The 20,100-nt window shown below is 71.3% G+C and carries 20 protein-coding genes and 1 pseudogene; 8 read left to right on the top strand and 13 right to left on the bottom strand.

Translation table 11 applies throughout. The annotated features are described in order from the left end of the window. Positions 1–753 precede the first annotated feature (753 nt). The 8 genes from ACQB60_RS22670 to ACQB60_RS22635 all read right to left on the bottom strand — a co-directional run bounded on the left by ACQB60_RS22670 (position 754) and on the right by ACQB60_RS22635 (position 9,997). Entirely contained in the window at positions 754–1,218 is a 465-nt protein-coding gene (locus tag ACQB60_RS22670; protein ID WP_496927890.1) for a hypothetical protein, read from the bottom strand. Further along, positions 1,218–1,841, bottom strand: a complete 624-nt coding sequence (locus tag ACQB60_RS22665) for an RNA polymerase sigma factor (RefSeq protein ID WP_496927889.1) — start codon at positions 1,839–1,841, stop codon at positions 1,218–1,220. Before ACQB60_RS22665 ends, ACQB60_RS22670 begins: the two co-directional genes overlap by 1 nt. Positions 1,842–2,021: 180 nt before the next feature. After that, on the bottom strand, positions 2,022–3,380 hold the full coding sequence (locus ACQB60_RS22660; RefSeq protein WP_496927888.1) for an LCP family protein: 1,359 nt from the start codon (positions 3,378–3,380) through the stop codon (positions 2,022–2,024). A gap of 184 nt (positions 3,381–3,564) precedes the next feature. Next, positions 3,565–4,347, bottom strand: coding sequence for an oxidoreductase (locus ACQB60_RS22655; RefSeq protein WP_496927887.1), 783 nt, complete (start codon positions 4,345–4,347; stop codon positions 3,565–3,567). Between the two features lie 120 nt (positions 4,348–4,467). After that, a complete protein-coding gene (locus ACQB60_RS22650; protein WP_496927886.1) occupies positions 4,468–5,046 on the bottom strand; it encodes a TetR/AcrR family transcriptional regulator in 579 nt (192 codons plus the stop codon). Between the two features lie 70 nt (positions 5,047–5,116). Then, positions 5,117–5,989, bottom strand: coding sequence for a GyrI-like domain-containing protein (locus ACQB60_RS22645; RefSeq protein WP_496927885.1), 873 nt, complete (start codon positions 5,987–5,989; stop codon positions 5,117–5,119). Between the two features lie 105 nt (positions 5,990–6,094). After that, a complete protein-coding gene (locus ACQB60_RS22640) occupies positions 6,095–9,160 on the bottom strand; it encodes an eCIS core domain-containing protein (RefSeq protein ID WP_496927884.1) in 3,066 nt (1,021 codons plus the stop codon). Between the two features lie 519 nt (positions 9,161–9,679). Continuing rightward, entirely contained in the window at positions 9,680–9,997 is a 318-nt protein-coding gene (locus tag ACQB60_RS22635; RefSeq protein ID WP_496927883.1) for a putative quinol monooxygenase, read from the bottom strand. 176 nt (positions 9,998–10,173) lie between these two features. On the opposite strand from ACQB60_RS22635, the gene ACQB60_RS22630 reads away from it, so the two are divergent. The 3 genes from ACQB60_RS22630 to ACQB60_RS22620 all read left to right on the top strand — a co-directional run bounded on the left by ACQB60_RS22630 (position 10,174) and on the right by ACQB60_RS22620 (position 13,509). Then, positions 10,174–10,494 (top strand): ArsR/SmtB family transcription factor, encoded by a 321-nt coding sequence (locus tag ACQB60_RS22630; protein ID WP_496927882.1) that lies wholly within the window; start codon positions 10,174–10,176, stop codon positions 10,492–10,494. A 99-nt stretch (positions 10,495–10,593) separates the two neighbouring features. After that, on the top strand, positions 10,594–12,138 hold the full coding sequence (locus ACQB60_RS22625; protein WP_496927881.1) for an AMP-binding protein: 1,545 nt from the start codon (positions 10,594–10,596) through the stop codon (positions 12,136–12,138). 288 nt (positions 12,139–12,426) lie between these two features. Then, positions 12,427–13,509: an alpha/beta hydrolase gene (locus ACQB60_RS22620; RefSeq protein WP_496927880.1), complete on the top strand. Its 1,083-nt coding sequence runs from the start codon at positions 12,427–12,429 to the stop codon at positions 13,507–13,509. Between the two features lie 110 nt (positions 13,510–13,619). Here ACQB60_RS22620 and ACQB60_RS22615 read toward each other — a convergent pair whose 3' ends face one another. Then, positions 13,620–14,024 (bottom strand): nitroreductase family deazaflavin-dependent oxidoreductase, encoded by a 405-nt coding sequence (locus tag ACQB60_RS22615; RefSeq protein ID WP_496927879.1) that lies wholly within the window; start codon positions 14,022–14,024, stop codon positions 13,620–13,622. Between the two features lie 122 nt (positions 14,025–14,146). On the opposite strand from ACQB60_RS22615, the gene ACQB60_RS22610 reads away from it, so the two are divergent. Next, a complete protein-coding gene (locus ACQB60_RS22610; RefSeq protein ID WP_496927878.1) occupies positions 14,147–15,151 on the top strand; it encodes an alpha/beta hydrolase in 1,005 nt (334 codons plus the stop codon). Between the two features lie 46 nt (positions 15,152–15,197). Here ACQB60_RS22610 and ACQB60_RS22605 read toward each other — a convergent pair whose 3' ends face one another. Next, positions 15,198–15,740 (bottom strand): DM13 domain-containing protein, encoded by a 543-nt coding sequence (locus tag ACQB60_RS22605; RefSeq protein ID WP_496927877.1) that lies wholly within the window; start codon positions 15,738–15,740, stop codon positions 15,198–15,200. Between the two features lie 204 nt (positions 15,741–15,944). On the opposite strand from ACQB60_RS22605, the pseudogene ACQB60_RS22600 reads away from it, so the two are divergent. Together ACQB60_RS22600 and ACQB60_RS22595 are read left to right on the top strand one after the other, a co-directional pair. Next, positions 15,945–16,025 (top strand): annotated as a pseudogene (locus ACQB60_RS22600) (DUF2071 domain-containing protein); the annotation flags it as partial. Positions 16,026–16,066: 41 nt separating this feature from the next. After that, the gene (locus tag ACQB60_RS22595) at positions 16,067–16,297 is read left to right on the top strand and encodes a hypothetical protein (RefSeq protein WP_496927876.1); all 231 of its coding nucleotides are present in this window, start codon (positions 16,067–16,069) and stop codon (positions 16,295–16,297) included. A gap of 13 nt (positions 16,298–16,310) precedes the next feature. Here the strand turns inward: ACQB60_RS22595 and ACQB60_RS22590 are convergent, their stop codons facing one another. Next, a complete protein-coding gene (locus tag ACQB60_RS22590) occupies positions 16,311–16,682 on the bottom strand; it encodes a winged helix-turn-helix transcriptional regulator (protein WP_496927875.1) in 372 nt (123 codons plus the stop codon). A 93-nt stretch (positions 16,683–16,775) separates the two neighbouring features. On the opposite strand from ACQB60_RS22590, the gene ACQB60_RS22585 reads away from it, so the two are divergent. Next, positions 16,776–17,615, top strand: coding sequence for an SDR family oxidoreductase (locus tag ACQB60_RS22585; protein ID WP_496927874.1), 840 nt, complete (start codon positions 16,776–16,778; stop codon positions 17,613–17,615). 64 nt (positions 17,616–17,679) lie between these two features. Here ACQB60_RS22585 and ACQB60_RS22580 read toward each other — a convergent pair whose 3' ends face one another. Continuing rightward, positions 17,680–18,507 carry a LysR family transcriptional regulator gene (locus ACQB60_RS22580; protein ID WP_496927873.1) on the bottom strand — a complete coding sequence of 276 codons (828 nt, stop codon included), beginning with the start codon at positions 18,505–18,507 and terminating at the stop codon, positions 17,680–17,682. A gap of 69 nt (positions 18,508–18,576) precedes the next feature. On the opposite strand from ACQB60_RS22580, the gene ACQB60_RS22575 reads away from it, so the two are divergent. Continuing rightward, positions 18,577–19,491, top strand: coding sequence for an NAD(P)H-binding protein (locus ACQB60_RS22575; RefSeq protein ID WP_496927872.1), 915 nt, complete (start codon positions 18,577–18,579; stop codon positions 19,489–19,491). A 24-nt stretch (positions 19,492–19,515) separates the two neighbouring features. Here the strand turns inward: ACQB60_RS22575 and ACQB60_RS22570 are convergent, their stop codons facing one another. Next, complete coding sequence (locus tag ACQB60_RS22570) at positions 19,516–20,073, bottom strand: GNAT family N-acetyltransferase (protein WP_496927871.1); 558 nt, start codon at positions 20,071–20,073, stop codon at positions 19,516–19,518. Positions 20,074–20,100 lie beyond the last annotated feature (27 nt).

The raw sequence follows: 20,100 nt of genomic DNA, 5'->3' as shown, positions 1-20,100 counted from the left end.
GGCCGGCGCGCCCCGAGCCGGCTGCGCTCCGTGGGCCTGCCGGGGTGACGCGGTGGGGTGCTGCCGGTGGCCCTCAGCTGCGAAGTCGCCGAACGGGAGGCGCGGGCCGGGAGGCACGAGCCAGAAGGCGCGGGCCGGGAAGAGCGAGTGGGGCGACGCAGCTCCGTGAGCGCTGTCCAGCCCGGAAGGCGCGGTACGCCGCAAGGCAGACCGGGCGAGGCGGTCGCGGCGGCGGTCGAGGTCTCCAGCGAGGCGGTGAGCCAGGCCGTGGCGGCGGCCTGCACCGTCGTCGCCCCCGAACTCGGCCTGATCGGCGGTTCGTTGAGCGGTCACCAGGGAGTCGCTCGGGCCGATCCGCGACACCGCGACGGGCGCGGCGTCATCCCCGCGACCGCGGATTCCCCCTTTCCCCCGACCCCCCGATCCCCGATCCCCGATCCCCGATCCCCCAATTCCCTCGATCCCCCCGAGTCCCCCTCAGGTCCCCCTGTCGCCCCCGGCCCCCCTGCCGCCCCCGGTCCCCCGGCTCCCCTCGCTCCCTCTCCCCTCCCTCCGATCAGCCCACCAGCCGGGGGCCGTCCCGTATTTCCGTAGCGGATCCGGCCCTCTTCCGGGGACCGTTCGCGTCAACTGAGCGGGGCTCTGCGGTACTTGTGTCACTCTGTGCCATGCAGGTGCTCCTTCATTGGGGGCGCTGGGGCTGTCCGCCACTGTCCGGCCTGCGAGTTCCGACGGTGGCGGGCAGTCGGGCGGCTAGCGGTTGGCCAGCCGTTCCTGACGCCGTCTGCGCTCGACTCGTTTGATGCGCACCGGCATCGAGCCGTACTCGAGGAAGCGGTGGCGCACGGCGAATGCCACCGCGGTGAGCGGTCCGACCAGGCTCGCGACCACGCCCCGGTGTTCCCACACCAGGCCCGTGACGACGATGCCGGCCACCCAGAACAGGCTCTCCACGGTCCACCGGGGAACCGGGGGGCGGGCCCGCCTGGGCCCGCCGGAGCAGCGGAAGTCCGGTGGCGCGGCGCTGAGGGGCCGCTCGGGCGGGCTGCCACCCGCCCGGAGGCGGGTCACTTCCTCCCGAACGTAGATGCGTCGCTGGTCTCTGAGGCTCGCCTGCTTGTAGATGCGGTTCAGATCGTCATCGAGGCGGAATCCATGGTCACCCCGGCGGGTGTCCGTGCACTGCCCCTGCGGCAGCCCTTCCTCGGCCATCTGCATCAACTCCTTCTCATGACCTTGGAGAGGAACTCGGTCAGTTCCTCGACATCGACGCCGACCTTCATGAGGTCCCGTCTGGCCTTGCAGTAGTACGTCCGCAGCGCCCCCTGCCCCACGCCGAGGACCCTCGCGGCCTCCTTCCAGTCGAGATCGAAGACGGCGCGCGCGTGGAACGCCTCGCGGCGGCGCAGAGGCAGCCGGTCCACCTCGTACAGGGACTCCACGAGCGCCTTGCCGCCGCCCCGGCCCCCCACCTCCTGGGCGCCCGCCCAGGTGCCGAAGATCGGCGCGAGGTCCTCGCAGATCGGCCGCGCGTACCGGGGGTCGGGCAGGTTGTCGCGGTAGTCGGCCGCCAGGTCCATGACGGCCTCGTACAGGTGGCGCCGGATCTCCTCCGCGCGGTAGTCCTCCCAGCGGGCGAAGACCTCCGCGACGGCTTGCAGCGTGACCCGCTCGCTGTCGACGAGGAGGTGCCCGAACTCGCGGTATGCCTCGCGCTTCAACCAGGGGAAGAAGTCGTCGAGCAGTTCGTCCTGCTCCGCCTGTACGTCCGGCGGGAGCGGGGCCCGCCGACGCCCGGGCAGTAGCCGCTCGCCGTCGCCCGATTGCGGTTCAGGGATCACGGCGGTACCTCCTTGACCGTTCCCGTGCGCCGCCGTGACGCCCGGTTGGTCCCAGAAGGTAGCGGTGGCCCCCGAGAGGTGTTGCTCCGTCAGATATATGCACCGCGCATGTGCGTGGGGTGCGGGGGGGCAGGTACGGGGGACACGGCGTCGGGCGCCCGTGTCCCCCGTACGGGAACGTCAGCGGCAGCGCAGCTGGTCACCCGTCACCGGAGCGCCTTCCACGCTGCTGCGGTCGTACGTCACCTTCGCCACGCGCTGCGGCGCGGCACCCACCGTGACCCGGAACTCCCTTCCCTGGCCCGGCACTTGGCGCAGGCGGGCGCCGGGGAGCGCGGTGGCCAGGGTGGCGGCGTAGCGCTCCATGGCCGGGTCGTACGTGATGACGGTCGGGCCCTTGGCCGGGGAGCCCTGACGCGGGGTGGCGGCCACGTCGAAGCCGTCCGCGCGCAGGGCCTCGGCGGTGGCGGCGTCGTCGACGCGGACCCGCACCCAGGCCGGGGGCATGTCGACGGGGGCGGGCTCGGCGCCGGTGCGCGGGGTGACCAGGGGGCGGTCCTCGCGCAGGGCCGTGAACAGGGCGCGGGCGCGGGGCGCGTCCCACAGCAGGGTGGAGCCCCAGTCGGGGACGGGGTGGTCGAAGTCGGAGATCGGCACGGTCGCGAACTCGGTGCGCTCGGCGGTGAGATCGCGCATCGACCAGGCGAGCGCGGCCAGTTCGCCCGGGCCGGTGTGCGGGTCGGTGCGGACGTGCTCGTACAGGGCGCGGGCGGCGTAGGCCGAGGCGTAGGGGTTACGCAGCGCCCCCGCGTCGGCGAGCCGGTCGAGCATGCCGAGGACGAGCCGCTGCTGGCGCCGGACGCGGCCGAGGTCGCCGGGCGGCGAGACGTGCCGGGCGCGCACGTAGCGCAGCGCCGTGCGGCCGTCGATCCAGTGGGTGCCGGAAGCGAGCTTGAGCCCGGAGCCGAGGTCGCGCAGCGGCTTGTCGGTGCAGACCTGGGCGCCGCCGAAGTGGTCGACGGCGCCTGCGAAGCCGCGGAAGTCGGTCTCCAGGTAGTGGTCGACACGCAGCCCGGTGGCCCGCTCCACGGTGCGCACGGTGAGATCGGGGCCGCCTTCCTGGTACGCGCCGTTGATCTTGCCGGAGTGGGCGGGGCCGCCCTCGTGGGCGGCGAAGGGGAGGTACGAGTCGCGCGGGATCGACACGACGCTGAGCCGCCGCCGGTCGGCAGCGAGGTGCACCAGCATCATCACGTCGGTGCAGTTGCACTCCTTGCCGCCGACGTGGAAGTGCTGGATCTCCTTCTTGCTCATGCCGCTGCGCCGGTCGAGCCCGACGACGAGGATGTTGGTGCCCTTGCCGCCGCGCGGGGCGGGCGGGTCGGCGGGCGTGGTCGCGGCGGCGACGGACGCGCCGCAGACCAGCGCGGCCGCCAGGAGCGCGGCGACGCCCCGGCGGCGCGGAATCCGGCGGCGCCCGGCGGGAGTTGGCGGCGACGGGTCCATCTGCGTCGGGGTGGGTGCGGGCGAGGTCGGCACGGGCGCCTCCGGCTGGTCAGGGGGTTCTGCGTGGCCGCAGGCTAGGCTCGCGCCCTCCCCCGGTTCGCCCACCGAAGCCCCCGTGTCCGCCATTTCACCGGCTTGCGCGTACCAGGTCCGCAACACCGGGCCGGGGGTGCGGGAGCGCCGTACGCCCCCGCACACCCTCGCACGCCCCCACGGCTCAGAGGGTCTTGACCGTGCCGCCGTCGATGACGTGGTCGGCGCCGACGATGTTCGCCGCGACGTCGGAGAGCAGGAAGGTGATCAGGGCGGCGACCTCGTCGGGCTCGGTGATCCGGCCCGAGGTGATGCCGAACGCCTCCGGTATCTGCCGCAGGAAGGCGCCGTGCTCCGCGCCCGCCCCGGCCGCGACCTTGCCGCCGAAGCCTTCGGGGTCCTCCCAGATGGCGGTGCGCACCACGCCGGGCGAGACGGTGTTGACGCGTACGCCGCGCGGCCCGAACTCCTCGGCGAGGGACTTGCCGAGCGCGGCCAGGGCGGCCTTGGCGGCGCTGTAGGGCGCCGGACCTGCCGCGGGCAGGCGGGAGTTGACCGAGGAGACGTTGACGACGGAACCGCGCCGCTCGATCAGTCCGGGCAGCGCGGCGCGGGTGACGCGGACGGCGCTGAGCAGGTTCAGCGCGAGGACGGACTCCCACTGCGCGTCGGTGGCGTCGAGGAACCCGACGGGCTCGACGTCGTCCCCGCCGCCGACGTTGTTGACCAGGAGGTCGATGCCGCCCAGCTCCGTGTGGGCGGCATCGATGAGGTCGGCGACGCCTCCGGGGGTGGCGAGGTCGGCGGCGACGGCGGCCGCGGCGACCTCCTTGAGCTCGGGGGTGACGGTGCGCGCGGCGCCGACGACGCGGACGCCCTCGGCGGTCAGGGCCCGGACGGTGGCGAGGCCGATGCCGCGGCTGGCGCCGGTGACGACGGCGGTCTTGCCGGTGAGGTTCAGCTGCATGGTGCGGTGCTCCGACTTCTTGACGTGGTTATTGACCTAGAGGTACAGAAAATGGGTAAAGGTGCCCCGACCCCCGTACAGGAAAAGGGCGTCGAGGAGACTCCCGGCTTCCGGCTTCCGCTACAGAGCGTCGAGCAGCGCGTCGACCGCCCGCGTCAGCCGGTCAGGACCCTGCTCGACCCGGGCCACGAGCCGCAGCCCGACGAGGGTGCTGAGGATCAGGCTGGCCTGGGCGCGGGGGTCGCGCCCGGGGGTCAACTCCCCGGCGCGCTGCCCCTCTTCGACGGCGGCGCGGAACGCCTCTTCGGTGCGGTCGAACATGCGCCGCACCACGTCGGTCGCCTCCTCGTCCGAACTCCCCATCTCGGCCGCCGTATTGACGGCCATGCAGCCCCTGCGGTCCGCGTCGGCGAGATCCATCTCGACGAGGAGCAGCAGGGCCTTGCGGAGCCGGGCCCGCACGGGGCCCGGCTCTTCGAGGAGTGCGACGAGGGCGAGCGCCTGGCTGTCGCGGTAGCGGCGCAGGGCCAGGCGAAAGAGGGCGCTCTTGCTCCCGAAGGCGTTGTAGAGGCTGCCCTTGCCGATGCCCAGCGCGTCGACGAGGTCCTGGGGCGTCGTGGCGCCGTACCCCTTGCGCCAGAACACCTCCATCGCCTGCTCGACGGCTGCGTCCGGATCGAACTGCTTCGGCCTTCCCATGATCGAGACCGTATCACCATTATGGACCCACAGGTCAAGAATCTCGTCCGGGTCGTTCCTCCCGTTCAGCTCATTCAGCTCGTTCAGCTCGTTCGACCGGGATCCAGAGCTCCGCGTCCGCCTCCGTGCCGTCGTCCGACAGGCTGGTCCGCAGGATCTCGGGGCCGGGCCTGCTGCGGTACGGATTGGAGGGGAACCACTGCGTGAACACGTCCCGCCACAGGTACTGGAGCGTCTTGGGGAACTCCCCCGAGCTCTCGAACACCGCCCAGGTGCCGGCAGGGACGACGAGCTCGTCCAGATCCTCCGGGGCGGGGCGGCCGCTCAACGCCGCGTGGTAGTAGTCGAGTTCGGTGCCCTCCTGCCGGGAGGCCGCGAGGTCGTCGCTCACGGAGACGATGCCGCGCGGCTCCTGGTCGCCGAGCGCCTCGATGCGGCGCAGCGTCTCCGGGGCGATGCCGCGGATGAACGCGGCGATCTCCGGGTTCACGCCCTCGTGCACGAGGGGGACCCGCGCCTTCTTGCCGACCACCCGGAACTCCGGCTTCTCCACGATCCGATAGCGCATGCTGTCGCTCCCTTCGACGATGAGACGGAAGGACATCCGAGGCTGCGAGCGCAGCGCCGCGCCGGTCCGGCGGGCCTCCTGCGGCCCGACGCCGTGCAGGGCGCGGAACGCGCGCGCGAACGCCTCGCCGGAGCCGTAGCCGTGCGCGATCGCGATGTCGAGCAGACCCCGCTGCCCCGCGAGCACCTCGGCGCCCGCGACGGTCAGCCGCCTGCGCCGGACGTACTCGGACAGCGGGATGCCCACGAGCGCGGAGAACATCCGCCGGAAGTGGTACTCCGACGTCACCGCGATCCGGGCGAGTTCGGCCCCGTCGATCGGCTCGTCGAGGTGGTCCTCGATGTACTCCATGGCCTGGTTGAGGCGTTCCAGCACTCCAGGCCCTCCTTCCTGCTCACGTCCACCACGCTAGGAAGGATCATCCTCGCGGACCCGACATGCTGTGCCCGGTGCGGTCGGGTGCGAGGAACTCCTCGCTCCTCACTCGCCCGGGTCGGGGAAGTCCTTCGCCCACGTCTTGAACGACTGCTGAGGCAGGAGCAGGTGGTCCGCTATCGAGTTGGCGGATATTGGCGTCGGCCACGTTTTCATCATCTGGGCCAGGAAGAGCTCGAATTCAGGAGTGAAGACGTCCTTCGGCTTCACGCTCAGTTTCCCAGGCTTCTGCCCGGCCGGAAGATTCTCGTTCTCCGCCTTCTTGGCCAGCCACAACCCCTTCAAGCGCTCAGGAATGGCCGCTTCCAGTCGAGCGGCCGCGCCTTCGACCCTCTTCAGCGGGGTGGCCAGCTTGCCCTTACCCTCAAGCTTCTCCATCTGCTTGTCCAGTGCGGCAGCAGAGATATCGAGACGGGCCATGATCAGCTTCTTCATCTCGATGTCGTCCCGCGTCAGGTCCCTGATCTTCCGACGCAAGGCATCGGGGAATTCCTTTTCATACCGACCGCCCTTCCCCGTACGGGCTTCCACCTCGGCCCAGAATTCCGCCCCCGCCGCGCTGCGCAAGTCGGGGACCGTGTCCCTCTCGAACGCCAGCCTCCTCGCCTCGGCCCGCACCTTCAGCTCCGCGTCCCGGTCGGCCTTCCGCTCCTTCGCGCTCGGCCCCTGAGCGCCCACCGGGTTGCCGATCCGGAGCGCGGAGGTCTTCGCCACCAGCCCCGTCTCGTCGACGTCCTCGGCCTCACTGTTGGAGGGGGTGTCGTCCTTGACCAGGATGTCGGTGCCGGACGGGATCACGCGGACGGTCTCGCCCTTCTTGTTCTTCTTCTCCGGCACCGTGTACCGCTGCTGCATGCCGCCCCCGGCTCCCCGCTCGGGCTCCTCGAGGCCGTTGCCGGCCGCAGCGGGGGTCGCGTGCCTCGGCGCGGACGCGTACATCAGGCGCTCCGGGTCACCCATGTGCTCGCGCAAGTGCTCACCGACGTCCTCAGTCGCCGACTCGTCATACCCGGAGAGGTTCTGGATGCCGCTCTCCTCCGCTTCCTTGTAGAGCTGGTTCCCGCCGCGGTTGTAGACCAGATTGAGACCGACCTTCTCCTCGAAATAGCGCAGCATGGCGAGACAGGCGTCGCACGGCCTTTTCGTACCGCGGATGTGGATGGGGTCGTGGGGCGTGTCCTCGTTGAATTCCGCATTCTGAAGAAATTGCAGAAGCTTCTGCTCCGCATGCAACTTCTCCGCACCCTCGCCGTTGTGCACCAGATAGGCGTAGCCCGGGTAATTCCCCGGTGCCAGCAGTTCGGCCAAGTACTTCCGGTGCGACACGCTCTTCGCTGCCTCGTTGGAAACGTCGACGAGGCGAATGTGTGAGGTCGCGCGCAGGGACTGCAACGTGGCGTTGTCGCGCTTGAATCCGCCGCTCTCCGCCCCGTCCACGTCCATGGCGTCCGGGTCCACCGCCTCCAGTGCCCGCACCTGTGCCACGAAACCTTCACGGACCTTCAGCAGAGCCTGCCGGTTCCGCCGGGTCCCCTCCTGCTTCAGTACCTGCCTGCTGCTCTTCGGCGCGCCGTCCTCGGCGTCCTTCTCGGTGCGGCGGCGCTTCGTGTCCTTGTCGGCGCTCGCCCCCGCGGCCCGTTTGCCCTTGCCCTTGCTCGCGTCGGCCGGGGCGGGCACTTCTTCGGCCTCGGAGTCCGACTCGCTGTCGTCCGATACGCCTTCCTGGTCACCGAAGTCCGTCGTCAGCAGCTTCTGAAGGGCGTCGCCGCCCATCACGTCCTGCTCGTCACCGCCGTCACTCAGTTCCCGCAGCATCTCGAAGAACCGCCGCATGGACTGGTTGTAGTTGCTGGCGAAGACCAGGTGCCCGTTGGCCGTCGCTGCCTGTATCTCCTGCTCCACGACCGCCTGCGCGGGCTTCCTCGCCCCGGCTTCACCCGACGGACCCGCCTTCTCCTTGCCCTTGCCCCCGGCCGACGCCGCCCCCTCCCTTTCCTTTCGCTCTGCGTCGGACACGGCGGCGAGCGCCTGGCGGACGATGTGCCGCAGGCTCTGCGCATCGCGTTCGTTCGAGTAGTCGCGGGTGTAGCGGATCGCTATCTGCTTGACGAGCCGGCCCCACTGCTTCTTGTTCTGCTTGCACGTGCAGAGCTCGGCGAGCCGGTCGAGTTCGGCCATGATCTCCGTGCGGCCGGGGGCCTTGCCGCTCGCCGCCGCCGGGGGCTGCGCGGTCCTGGAGCTGCCGGCCTTGCTCGTGGAGCCTTTGTCCTTGGAGGACTTGCTCTCCCTGGAAGACCTACTGTCTTTGTCTTTGGCGGACTTGCTGTCCTTCGAGGACTTGCCCGAGGACTTGCTTGAGGGCTTGCTGCTCCTGGAGGACTTCTCGTCCTTCGCGCGGGCCACGACCAGGCCACCCGCGGGGACCACGGAGCGCTGCGCGGGCGCGCCCAGGCCCCCACTGTCCAGGCCCCCGCTGTCCACGGCTCCGCCGGGCCGGGCCGGCGGGCGCGGGCCCCTCGACGGCGGGCTGCTCGCCCCCGCGGCGAACGCCGCGCCGTTGGCCACTGCCTTGCGCTCGGAGCCCTGTCCCGGGTCGGTGACGGTGACGCCCGCGCTGTTGGTGTTCCCCGTCTCCTTCAGCCCGGAGAGGTTGTCGCTCACGTGACTCAGCTCGTGGCCGACGATGTCCTTCTTCTGGGCCGCCTGCGGTGGCAGGAAGATGTGGTGCCCGATCGTCATCGCCTCGGCCCCCATCGCCGCGGTGGCCCGCTGGGCGACGGTGTCGCTGTGGACGCGGGCCGGTGACAGGTCGGTCTGGTAGAACGCCTCCGCCTCCTTGCGGACCGGGTCGGCGATCGGCTGGCTCGGCGAGTTGATGGCGTCGTTGAGCAGCGCCACCTGGTCGACCGGCTCGCTCTCCGCGACCGCTCCCACGTCGCCCTTCGCCCCGCCCGTGTGACCGTGCCCGCAGCCGGCGCCGTGGACGTGCCGCTCCTCCTTGAGCAGGCGGGCGACCACGTGATTGCCCACCAGACCCTGGAGTGCGGCGGCCCGCCCCGCGCTCATCGGCCCCTGGTCCACGCCCCCGGACACGGAAGACGCCCGCCGCACACCGGTTCCCTGCGTTCCCTCTTGCTTCTCAGGACGTTTCTCGTGCGCGTGCATGGTGTTACCTCTTCGGTCCGGTAGGCAGCGGGACAGCGTTTCCGGCGTACTCCCCCAGCGCTGTTGTAGCTGTCGACTCCCGCGGGCGAACAGGTCCGCCGGGGCAGTCGTGAGGGCACGCTGTCGTGAGCTGCCAGGGGTCCGCACGGTGAGCCCGGTCAGCGTGCGGCGTCGCTCTCCGGTGGCCGTGTCCCAGGGGTGGTCGCGCCGTCGCGGTTCCTTGGCCAACAGCACGAGGACCAGTCCCTCGACGCGCTCGGGCACGTCGGGCCGCAGTGCGCGCAGCGGTGGCGGCGCCTCCTCCACGTGACGGCCGAGGCGTCGGCGATGCGGCGATGCGGCGATGCGGCGATGCGGCGATGCGGAAGTCTCAGACCTCCACCTGGTCGCGGCCGGCGCGACGTCGCGCCGCAGCAGCGAGGACTCGTGGGCCGGCCGCACCTCCGGTGGCGCGGCACAACTCCCTTACCGGCCAGGCCCTTCGTACGGGCTGTGCATGGTGAGGAAGCGGATCTCCAGGTCGGACTCCAGGTAGTCCATGCGCCGCTCCCAGAAGGCGCTCATGTGCGGCAGGGCAAGGTGGGCGTCGAGATCCGCCTGGGAGCGCCACGCCTCGTAGAAGACGAAGACTCCGGGTTCGTTGCGGTCCTCGTGGAAGTGGTACTCCAGGCAACCGGCCTCCTGGCGGGTCGGCTCGACGAACGAGAGCAGCAACTCCTTGAGTTCCGCGGCCCGTTCGGACTTGGGGCGGGCGGTGCCGACGAGCGTGAAGGGCTGGGCCATGGACTTCCTCCGGCAGGTATGTGGGCGGGCACACCAGTAGGTGCGTACGACTGTTGCGGCACACCGTTTAGGTATGGCCACCTTCGTACCTTCGGCACGCTAGCCACTCCCCGAGGTACGATGCAACTCATACCTAGCGGCCCAACGCCCTGAATCCATCACGAGGGAGCCACCGGATGCCCGACGACGAAGGCCACCCGGCCGTCGAGGAGATCGAGCTCGGCCCGGTGCTCGCCGCACTGGCCGACCCGCTGCGCCGCGGCGTGGTGCGCGAGCTGGCTCTCGCGCCCGACGACACGGCGCGGACCTGCAGTTCGTTCGCGCTGCCCGTGTCCAAGGCGACCGTCACCCACCACTTCCGCACCCTGCGCGAGTCCGGGCTCATCCGCCAGGTCGACCGGGGCAACAGCCGGATGGCCAGCCTCCGCCGGGCCGACATCGAACAGCGCTTTCCCGGCCTTCTGGGCATCGTGGCGGCCGAGGACACTCATGCCTGACACGGCATGAAGAGATAGCGAATTTGGTCGTGGAAGGCATCTTCGGTCCGCACTAGCGTCGACGGCATCCACCGGTTCTCGGCGTGCGGGAGAAGAGCGATGAGCGAGCAATCAGGCGCTGTACAGGGCGTTTTCGTCAGTTACGTGGAGGCCCTCCTCGATGCGCTGGGCGAGGATCCGTCCCGGGACGTCATCACCACGGCCGAGGGGCAGGTGATCGGCGCGGGAGGGTTCCGGGACCGGGTGTACCGGCTGGCCGGGGAGCTGGCCGAGCGCGGGGTGGCACGGGGGACCACCGTCACACTGCTCACCGGCAACACCCCCGAGGCCCTCGTCGCCCGCTACGCCGCCAACCTCGCCGGTGGGCGGATCGTCAGCCTCTACGAGGGGATGAGCCCGGCGACCATGGCCCGCATCATGGAGAGCGTGGAGTGCGCCCTCCTCTTGGTCGACGGCCAACGGCAGGACACCGCACAGGAGTTGCTGCGGATCGACGGCGTTCCGCCGCTGCTCGGCCTCGGGGTGAGCGACGTCGCCGAGGACGTGCTGGCCGTCGCCGACCGGCGGCCGGCGCGGCCCATGGGCGGGCTCGTCGGGCCGGACGACGACTGGCGCATCGGGCACACCGGCGGAACCACCGGCATCCCCAAGGGCATTCAGATGACCCACGGTTCACACCGGACCGGCCTGGACGACCGGATGGCGGGGGCGGGCGAGCCGCCCCGCTTCCTCGCCTGCACCTCCCTCTCCCACCTCGCCGGGTTCTTCATCGACCGGACGCTCTACCAGGGAGGCTCCGTCGTCCTGCAACACGGCTTCGAACCGGGCGCGGTCCTGGCCGCGATCGCGCGCGAACGCATCACCCACACCTGGCTGTTGCCGCCGCTGATCTACCAGCTCCTCGACCACCGGGACCTGCCCGGCACCGACCTGTCGAGCCTCAGCCGGATCACCTACGGCGGCACCGCCGCCTCACCGGCCAGGCTGCGCCAGGCGGCCAAGGCCATCGGGCCCGTGCTCTACGGCATCTACGGCCAGGCCGAGACGCAGCACATCACCGAAGTCTCCCCCGAGGAGCAGGAGTTGACCGGGCGCGGCGGGCGGCTGACCGTCGGGCGGGCGATACCCGGCGTGGAGATCGTCGTCCGGGACGCCGACGGCGCCGCCCTGCCGCCCGGGGAGCCGGGCGAGGTCCTGGTGCGCTCGCCGCACGCGATGAGCGGCTACTGGAAGCAGCCCGAGCTCACCGCCCAGGTGCTGCGCGACGGCTGGGTGCACACGGGTGACGTCGGGCACCTCGACGAGGACGGCTATCTGTACCTCGTGGACCGGATCAAGGAGATGATCGTGGTCGTCGGGGGCCACGTCTATCCGGCGGAGCTGGAGGACCTGCTCCTGAGCCACCCCGCCGTCGCCCAGTGCGCGGTCTTCGGCACCAGGGACGCGGAGTCGGTGGAGCATGTCCACGCCGCCGTCGTGCCCGCCGCCGGACAGAGCCCTTCGCTGGAGGAGGTCCGGGACTTCGTCGCCGACCGCAAGGGACGCCTCTACCGGCCCGACGCCCTGCACGTGGTCCCCGCCATTCCGCTGACGGCGGCGGGCAAGCCGGACAAGAAGCGGCTGGCGTCCCAGCTCTCCGGCTGACGCGGCCGCGTGTCCGGTTGGCGCGGGGCCGCGAGGTGAGGCGGCGCGGTCACGCCGCACGGGGCGCGGTACCACGGCGGTTGTACGCCCGCGCCACGTAGACCCCACGTGGTACGCGGGGCTCCACCTGCTGCGGGATTCGCCGGGGGCGATGACGCCCGTACGTTCGGGACCTTCTCACGCTGCTTCTGCCTGCGAGAACCGAGAGGGAACCGAACCATGCGAAGAGGAACGACACGAAGAACGCGCGGGGCACGAACGGCCGGTTTCCGGCGGGCACTTGGGCTGGTGGCTTTGGCCGGCGCGGCCGTCCTCGGCCTCCAGCCCGCCACCCCGGCCGGCGCGGCCCCCGCCGCCACCGCCCTGCCCCCGCTGCCCGAGCCGAACTCCCACGGCCTGACCTTCCAGGACTGGGCGCCCTCCCCCGGCTCCGGCAGCGGGCGTGCCGGGGACCTGACCGTGACCACCTCCGCGGTCTTCACGCCGCGCGGGGCGAGCGGCGACGTCACGAAGCCGGTCAAGGTGCGCATCCTGCTGCCCGCCGGATACCAGACCGACCCCGCCAAGCCGTACGACGTCCTGTACCTCCTGCACGGCGGGCGCGGGGACTTCGAGCAGTGGTCGAAGTCGGACGCGGGCAACGTGGAGGCGGCCCTCGCGGGCTCCGCGTTCAAGGGCATCGTCGTGATGCCCGAGGGCGGCAAGGCGGGCTGGTTCAGCGACTGGGCCGGGAAGACCGACGGCGGCTTCGCGCCCCTGTGGGAGACCTTCCACATCAAGCAGCTCGTGCCGTACATCGACGCCAACTTCAATACGAAGAAGACCCGTTCGGGGCGGGCCGTCGCCGGAGCTTCCATGGGCGGGTACGGCGCGCTGCGCTACGCGGGCCGCCATCCCGACCTCTTCTCGGCGGTCGGCACGTTCTCCGGCGGCACGGACATCTACCAGTCCAACGCCCAGAAGATCGTCGACGACTCCATGTGGGTCTATGGAGCGGCGTTCTACTGGACCGGGCTGGCCGACGGCGCCTACCGGGTCACCGCGTCGACGCAGGGCCGCATGGAAACGGTCTTCGGCCCCTCGTCGACCTGGCCGTCCCTCAACCCGCTCAACCTCGCACTCGACGACAAGTACGCGGCGTACACAGGCAAGTTCGCGATGTACGCGGGCACCGAGGAGACCGACGTCCAGGGCTGGAACCAGAGCCTGCACGCCAACCTGAACAGCCGCAAGGTGACTCACGAGTTCTGCACGGGCACGGGCACCCACGACTGGAAGTACTGGGTCCAGGACCTCAAGGACTTCGCCGCGTACGTCTACGGCGGGGAGAAGGGCACCTGCCCCAATGGGTGGGGGACGCCGGTGAAGTAGGAGCGGAGGGGCAGAGAGGGAGGGGGGCCGGGGATCCGGCCCCCCTCCCTGGCTCTCTCAGCGGCGCTCCGAGTGACGCACTCAGTGGGCTGCCTCTCGGCCGGTGCGCGTCAGACGCGCTCCAGCACCACCACCGGGATCTCCCGGTCCGTCTTCTTCCGGTACTCGTCGTAGTCCGGCCACACGGCGGCCATCTTCGGCCACAGTTCGGCCCGCTCGGCGGCGTCGGCGGTGCGGGCCCGGGCCTGGAACCTGTCGGCCTTGACCTGGACGCGGACCTCGGGGTTGGCCTGGAGGTTCAGGTACCAGCCGGGGTGCTCGGGGGCGCCGCCCTTGGACGCCACGATCACGTACGCGCCCTCGTGCTCCTGGTAGATCAGCGGGAACTTGCGGTCCTCGCCGGTCTTGCGGCCCTTGGTGGTCAGGATGAGGATGGGCGCGCCCTTCTCCCAGTCGTGCCCGACCTCCCCGTCGGTCTCCTCGTAGCGGCGCACGTGCTCGTCACCGAACAGCATGGGTCCTCTTTTCGTCTCTCTTCGCGGGGGTCTCGCACGCTGCACAACACAGGCCGTGCGCTGGTTAATCCAACCGGCATCCCTCCCACCGTCGAAGCACCGCCAACCCATCGGAGAGACCCTTGAGCAACTCCCGCCCCCGCCCCACCCGCCGGTCCGTCCTCAGGTCCGCAGGCGGCCTTTCCGCCGCCCTCGCGCTCGGCGCCGGGAGCGTCGTGGCCTCCGCCTCCTCGGCCCGTGCGGCCGACGACGGGTTCGGGCTGCACATCGTGGAGCGCAACGAGAGCGATCCCCGCATGTGGTTCTACCGCGTGCAGACCGCCGAGGTCGGCTGGAATCCGGGGGTCGGCGTGAACGTACTGCTGCCCGACGACTACCACTCCAGCGGACGCACCTACCCCGTCCTCTACCTCTTCCACGGCGGCGGCACCGACCAGGACTTCATCACTTTCGACCGCGCGGGCATCCGCGACTGGACCGCGGGCAAGCCGCTGATCGTGGTCATGCCCGACGGCGGCCACGCGGGCTGGTACGCGAACCCGGTCAGCTCCAACGTCGGGCCGCGCAACTGGGAGGCGTTCCACATCAACCAGCTGCTCCCCTGGATCGACGCCAACTTCCGTACGTACGCGGAGTACGACGGCCGCGCGGTCGCCGGGTTCTCGATGGGCGGGTTCGGTGCGCTGAAGTACGCGGCGAAGTACTACGGGCACTTCGCGTCGGTGAGCGCCCACTCCGGTCCGGCGAGCCTGCGGCGTGACGGGGGCCTGGTCGTGCACTGGGCGAACGTGTCCTCGGGGGCGCTGGACCTGGCGGGCGGCACGGTCTACGGCGCGCCGCTGTGGGACGAGGCCCGGGTCAGCGCCGACAACCCCGTGCAGCGCGTGGAGAGTTACCGGAACAAGCGGGTCTTCCTCGTGGCCGGGACCAGCCCGGACCCGGTCAACTGGTTCGACACCGCCAACGAGACACAAGTCCTCGCCGGGCAGCGGGAGTTCCGTGCTCTTCTCGACGGCGCCGGAATCCCGTACGAGGCGCATGAGGAGCCCGGCGGCCACATCATCCGCGAAGGGATGTTCCGGGCCGACCTGGAGGGCATCGTGGAGCGGCTCCGCAAGGCGGGGTGAGGGGCAGCCCCGCCCACGGGGCCGGCCACCGTGGCCCGGCTCCGGGTCAGGCCGCCGTCACGGGGCGCAGCTCCGCCGCGCCGAACGACACGCTGAAGCGCTCGCACCAGATCGAGACGCTCGTCAGGTCGTCGAGGTCGGCCGAGGCGGGCAGGGCGTAGTTCTGGTCTCCCTTGTTCCCCTTGAGGGCGCCGAGGTCGACGTACGCGCCGTCGTCGAAGACGCGCCACCCGGCCGTGCCCTGCTTCACGGGGGCATCGGTGATCCAGACACGCAGCGCGGGCCCGTTGCTGGTGTCCAGCCCTTCCAGTCGCAACGTCCGTGACCCGTCGGCCAGTCGGAGGATCCGGACCGTGCCCCGGGTGCCGTGCTCGTGGCTGATGAACCGGCCCTCGGCGAGCGTGCGCGGCCCGGCGGCCGCGGCACCGTCGCCCCGCGGGGCCGCGGCGCCCGGCAGCTCCTCCCGCACGGTCTCGTCGGTCCACAGCTTCCACGGCTGGAACCAGTAGAGGCCCGCCCCGGCCACCACCAGGCCGGCCAGCAGGGCGCCGATGATCACCGGCGCGCTGAGGAATCGTCGTGCGCGCATGTCTGCCTCCAAGGCCGTTGAAGTAGGTACTCGTGGGTCACCCGTCACCTGTCACCCGTCACTGATTCAACGGAGGTACGGCGAGGCGGCCTCCCGGATCGTGATGACGAAACCCTTACGTCGCACGCGGTCCGGACGAGTGGCTCGACCTCTGCTTCGTGCACTGGGCCGTCGCCCCGGACGTCGTGGCACCGCTCCTGCCCGCCCGCCAGCGTCCTGTACTCCGCGGGCGTCCCGGTCCGCCTCGGCCGCACAACGCTTCCGGCGGGGATCCCCACGCCCTAAAGTGAACGGTCCGAGACGGCTGCGGACCGGGGGGGGGACCAGTGGTCTACGTGGGGGCGGCCGTCGCGGCCGTGGTCGCCATCCTGGCCGCCTCGATCACGGTGCTCGTGCGCCGGGAGCGGCGGCGGATGCCTCTCCGTCCCGAGACGCATCGGATCGAGACGAAAGCCACCAGGGGCATGCGCGATGCGCGTCGGCAGGCACACGCCTACGACCACTTCGCCGATGCCCAGGGCCTCAGCGCTCTCCGGGACCGGGACTCCCGGCCCTAGCGGCGGGCGGCCGTCAGTCCGCGTTCCACGGCGGCAGCCGCCGCGTGATCCGGTCGAACAAGTCCGTCAGCGGCTCGCTGACGTCCCGGCCGAACTCCGTGAGTCCGTACGTGACTTGGGGCGGCGTCGTCGGCTCCACCTTGCGCCAGACCAGACCGTCCTTGACCAGTGCGCGCAGGGTCTGGGCCAGCATCTTCTCGCTGACGCCCTGGATGCTGTCGCGCAGCTCGTAGAAGCGAAGGTCGTTGCTCCGCAAGGAGATCAGGACCCAGATGCCCCACCTGCTGGTGACGTGGTCGACCATGTCGCGCGCGGGGCAGGCGGTGTGAAACACCTCATACCGGCGGGCCGTCCCGGGCTGTGTCAGCTGCGCGCCTCCCCTCATGTCGGGAGCTTACCTCTGGGTATGTTCTTACGGAAAGTAAGTCCCTGCTCCTAGCGTCACGCCACGTACTGCACAACGGACTTGGAGCTGAACATGATCGTGGTGACCGGAGCCACCGGGAATGTGGGACGGCCTCTGACGCAGGCCCTGGCCGAGGCGGGCGAGCCGGTGACGGCGGTGTCGCGGAGGGCGGCGGCGGTGCCGGAGGGAGTCCGGCACGCGGTGGCCGATCTGGCCGAACCGGCAAGCCTCGCGCCCGTGTTGGACGGAGCCAAGGCGCTCTTCCTGCTGCTGTCCGGGGACCTGCACGCCCCCGAGGCCAGGCCGGCCGACCTCATCGACCTGGCCGTGGCCGGCGGGGTGCGCCGGGTCGTGCTGCTGTCTTCGCAGGGCGTGGCGACCCGCCCGCTCGGCCCGTCGCGGGTCGCGATGCGCGCGCTGGAGGACGCGTTGCGGGAGTCCGGCCTGGACTGGGCCGTCGTGCGGCCGGGCGGATTCGCCTCCAACGCCTTCGCCTGGGCGGAGTCCGTCCGCACGCAAGGGGTGGTCGCCGCGCCCTTCGGCGATGTGGGGGTGCCGGTCGTCGATCCCGTGGACATCGCCGCGGTCGCGGCGGCCTGCCTCGTCGATGACCGCCACACCGGCGGGGTGTACGAGCTGACCGGGCCGGAGGTCGTCACGCCGCGTCAGCAGGCGGAGGCGATCGCCGCCCGACTCGCCTCGCCCGTACGGTTCCACGAGCTCACCCGCGACGAGGCCCGGGCCGCGATGACCCGCTTCGTACCGGCGGAACTCGCCGACGACACCCTGGACATCATCTCCGCCCCCAACCCGGCCGAACTGCGGATCAGCCCGGACGTGGAACGCGTCCTCGGTCGCCCGCCGCACCCCTTCGGCGACTGGGTCGCCCGCAACATCGCCGCTTTCCGCTGAGGCACGGACACGGACACGGGCACGCGGAACGGGCACGCGGAACGAGGCAGATGCCGGCCGGGCGTCACTGCTCCGGCCCCGGCCCGTCCCGCAGCAGTGTCTTTGTCGCCATGTCCACGAAGTCGAGCACCGGGGCCTCCCGGAGGTCCTCGGCCAGGGCCAGGCACGTCTTGATCGGCTCGGCGTCCGTGACGGGGATCTGGACGAGGTCGGGGCGGGTGTAGGAGCGGGCCACGCTCCGGGGGGCGACGGCGATTCCGTGGCCGGAGGCGATGAGCTCGAACTTCTCCTCCACCGAGGACGTGCGGCGCTGGTGCATGTCGAGGATCGGCTCGCCCTCCAGGTCCGCCATGCGCAGGGTGCGGCGGCGGGCCAGGGGGTGGGTCCTGGGGAGGCAGGCGGCGCGGGGCTCGTCGCCGAGGGGGATGATGCGCAGGCCCGTCTCGTCGAACGGGCGCCTCAGGTAGCCGACTTGGGCGCGGCCGTCCCGCAGCGGGGCCTCCCGCTCCCGCCAGTGCGAGGGGACCAGATCGATCTCCGTGTCCGGGTACTTCTCCTTGAACACCAGGATCGCCTCGGAGACGGGGAGTCCGGGCGAGAAGGCGACGGCGATCCGCTGGACGCCGCGGTCGACGTCGTGGACGCGCCTGATCGCCGTATCGACGGCCGTGAGGAGCGTGCGCGCCTCCTCGCGGAGTTGGCGGCCCGCCGGGGTCAGCTCCACGCTGCGCGTGGTCCGGTCGAAGAGCGTGCAGCCCAACTCCTGCTCGAACGCCCGGATTTGGCGGCTCAGCACGGGCTGCGCGATGTAGAGCTGCTCGGCCGCCCGGCCGAAGTGCCGGTGATCCGCCACCGCGGCGAAGTAGCGGAGCTTGCGCAGATCCAGATCCATACCCGGAGCGTATCAATCGGTGAAGAAGGGTATTGGACGCCGAAATCGGCCGGGGCCAAGACTGGTCGCATGATGGTGATCACGACTCCTACGGGAGACATCGGCAGCCAGGTGCTGCGCATCCTGCTCGACCAGGCCCCCGTCCACGACGAGAAGCTCCGCGTCATCGTGCGCGACCCCGCACGGCTCCCCGGCCCGGTCCGCGAGCACGGCCTCGTCGACGTCGTGACCGGTTCGCACAACGACCCCGAGGTCCTCGACCGGGCCTTCGCCGGTGCGGACGCGGTCTTCTGGGTCGTCCCGCCGAATCCCCACGCCCCCACCCTGGAGGCCGCCTTCGCCGGGTTCACCCGGCCCGCCGCCGCAGCGTTCACGGCCCACGGCGTCCGGCACGTCGTCGGCGTCTCGGCGCTCGGCCGCGGCACCCCCGTCGCCGACCGCGCCGGGTTCGTCACGGCGTCCCTCGCCATGGACGACCTCATCGCGAGCACCGGCGTCGCCTACCGCGCCCTCGACAACCCGTCGTTCATGGACAACCTGCTGCGCCAGGTGGACGCGATCCGCGACGACGGCGTGTTCACGGACACCCTCCCCGGCGACCGCAAGGTTCCCTCGGCCGCCACCCGCGACATCGCCGCGGCCGCCGTCGAGCTGCTGCGCGACCGGTCGTGGACGGGTACGGGAAGCGTGCCCGTCCTCGGCCCCGAGGACATCTCGCCGGACGACATGGCGCGCATCATGTCCGAGGTCCTCGGCCGGCCGGTCCGCCACGTACGCGAGTCCCTCGACTCCCTCGGGGCCCGCCTCACCTCGTACGGCCTGGGGTCCGCGTACGTCCAGGGCATGGTCGACATGATGCGGGCCAAGAACGAGGGCCTCGACGAGTCCGTCGACCGCACGGCGCAGGGCTCCAGTCCGACGTCCTTCCGGGAGTGGTGCGAGCAGGTGCTCAAGCCGGCGGTGGAGGGCGGCCGCCGAACATGACGGGCGAGCGCTGAGGGGGCTCGCTCAGGCGGCCGCCGCGCCGTCTCGCCACTCGGGAGCCAGGATCGCCCAGACCTCCTTGTCGTGGCGGACGCCCTCGAAGGGCCAGGACTGCCGCCGTACGCCCTCAAGAGTCATGCCGAGGCGCCGGGCGACCGCCGAGCTCCGGTCGTTGTCGGCGCGGCAGTGCCACTCGGCGCGGAAGAGGCCGCGGGTGGTGAACGCCCAGTCCAGCAGGGCGCCGCACGCCTGGGTGACCAGGCCGTGGCCCTCGCCCGCGGGCTCCGTCCAGCAGCCGATCTCGCAGGAGCTCGTGGCGGTGCTGAAGTCCGTGAACATCACGCCGCCGACGAGCGTGCCGCCGAGCCGGATGCCGTAGAGGCGGGCGCCGTCCGCGGCCTGCCGCTCGGCGTAGCGGGCGAGGGTGCCGCGGGCGCCGTCGAGGTCATCGGTGACGAACGCGGGACCGACCCAGGGCCGGATGTGGTCGCGGGCCCGGTCCAGGTGGGCGGCGAACTCGTCGGCGTGCCAGATCTCCAGCGGTTCGAGGCGCGCGTCGCCGCGCAGCGGGAGGGAGAACATGATGACCCCATTCGCATAACAAGCGTT

It is taken from the genome of Streptomyces odontotermitis (assembly GCF_050510915.1).
Classification (GTDB): Bacteria; Actinomycetota; Actinomycetes; order Streptomycetales; family Streptomycetaceae; genus Streptomyces.
The sequence above is the reverse complement of the archived record's forward strand: the minus strand, read 5'-3'. Positions and strand labels throughout refer to the sequence as shown.

Bases quoted from the DNA above. Each gene is read 5' to 3' on its own strand.
- ACQB60_RS22670 (WP_496927890.1), bottom strand. From the start codon at position 1,218: ATGCAGATGGCCGAGGAAGGGCTGCCGCAGGGGCAGTGCACGGACACC.
- ACQB60_RS22655 (WP_496927887.1), bottom strand. From the start codon at position 4,347: ATGCAGCTGAACCTCACCGGCAAGACCGCCGTCGTCACCGGCGCCAGC.
- ACQB60_RS22650 (WP_496927886.1), bottom strand. From the start codon at position 5,046: ATGGGAAGGCCGAAGCAGTTCGATCCGGACGCAGCCGTCGAGCAGGCG.
- ACQB60_RS22635 (WP_496927883.1), bottom strand. From the start codon at position 9,997: ATGGCCCAGCCCTTCACGCTCGTCGGCACCGCCCGCCCCAAGTCCGAA.
- ACQB60_RS22630 (WP_496927882.1), top strand. From the start codon at position 10,174: ATGCCCGACGACGAAGGCCACCCGGCCGTCGAGGAGATCGAGCTCGGC.
- ACQB60_RS22625 (WP_496927881.1), top strand. From the start codon at position 10,594: ATGAGCGAGCAATCAGGCGCTGTACAGGGCGTTTTCGTCAGTTACGTG.
- ACQB60_RS22615 (WP_496927879.1), bottom strand. From the start codon at position 14,024: ATGCTGTTCGGTGACGAGCACGTGCGCCGCTACGAGGAGACCGACGGG.
- ACQB60_RS22605 (WP_496927877.1), bottom strand. From the start codon at position 15,740: ATGCGCGCACGACGATTCCTCAGCGCGCCGGTGATCATCGGCGCCCTG.
- ACQB60_RS22590 (WP_496927875.1), bottom strand. From the start codon at position 16,682: ATGAGGGGAGGCGCGCAGCTGACACAGCCCGGGACGGCCCGCCGGTAT.
- ACQB60_RS22585 (WP_496927874.1), top strand. From the start codon at position 16,776: ATGATCGTGGTGACCGGAGCCACCGGGAATGTGGGACGGCCTCTGACG.
- ACQB60_RS22580 (WP_496927873.1), bottom strand. From the start codon at position 18,507: ATGGATCTGGATCTGCGCAAGCTCCGCTACTTCGCCGCGGTGGCGGAT.
- ACQB60_RS22575 (WP_496927872.1), top strand. From the start codon at position 18,577: ATGATGGTGATCACGACTCCTACGGGAGACATCGGCAGCCAGGTGCTG.
- ACQB60_RS22570 (WP_496927871.1), bottom strand. From the start codon at position 20,073: ATGTTCTCCCTCCCGCTGCGCGGCGACGCGCGCCTCGAACCGCTGGAG.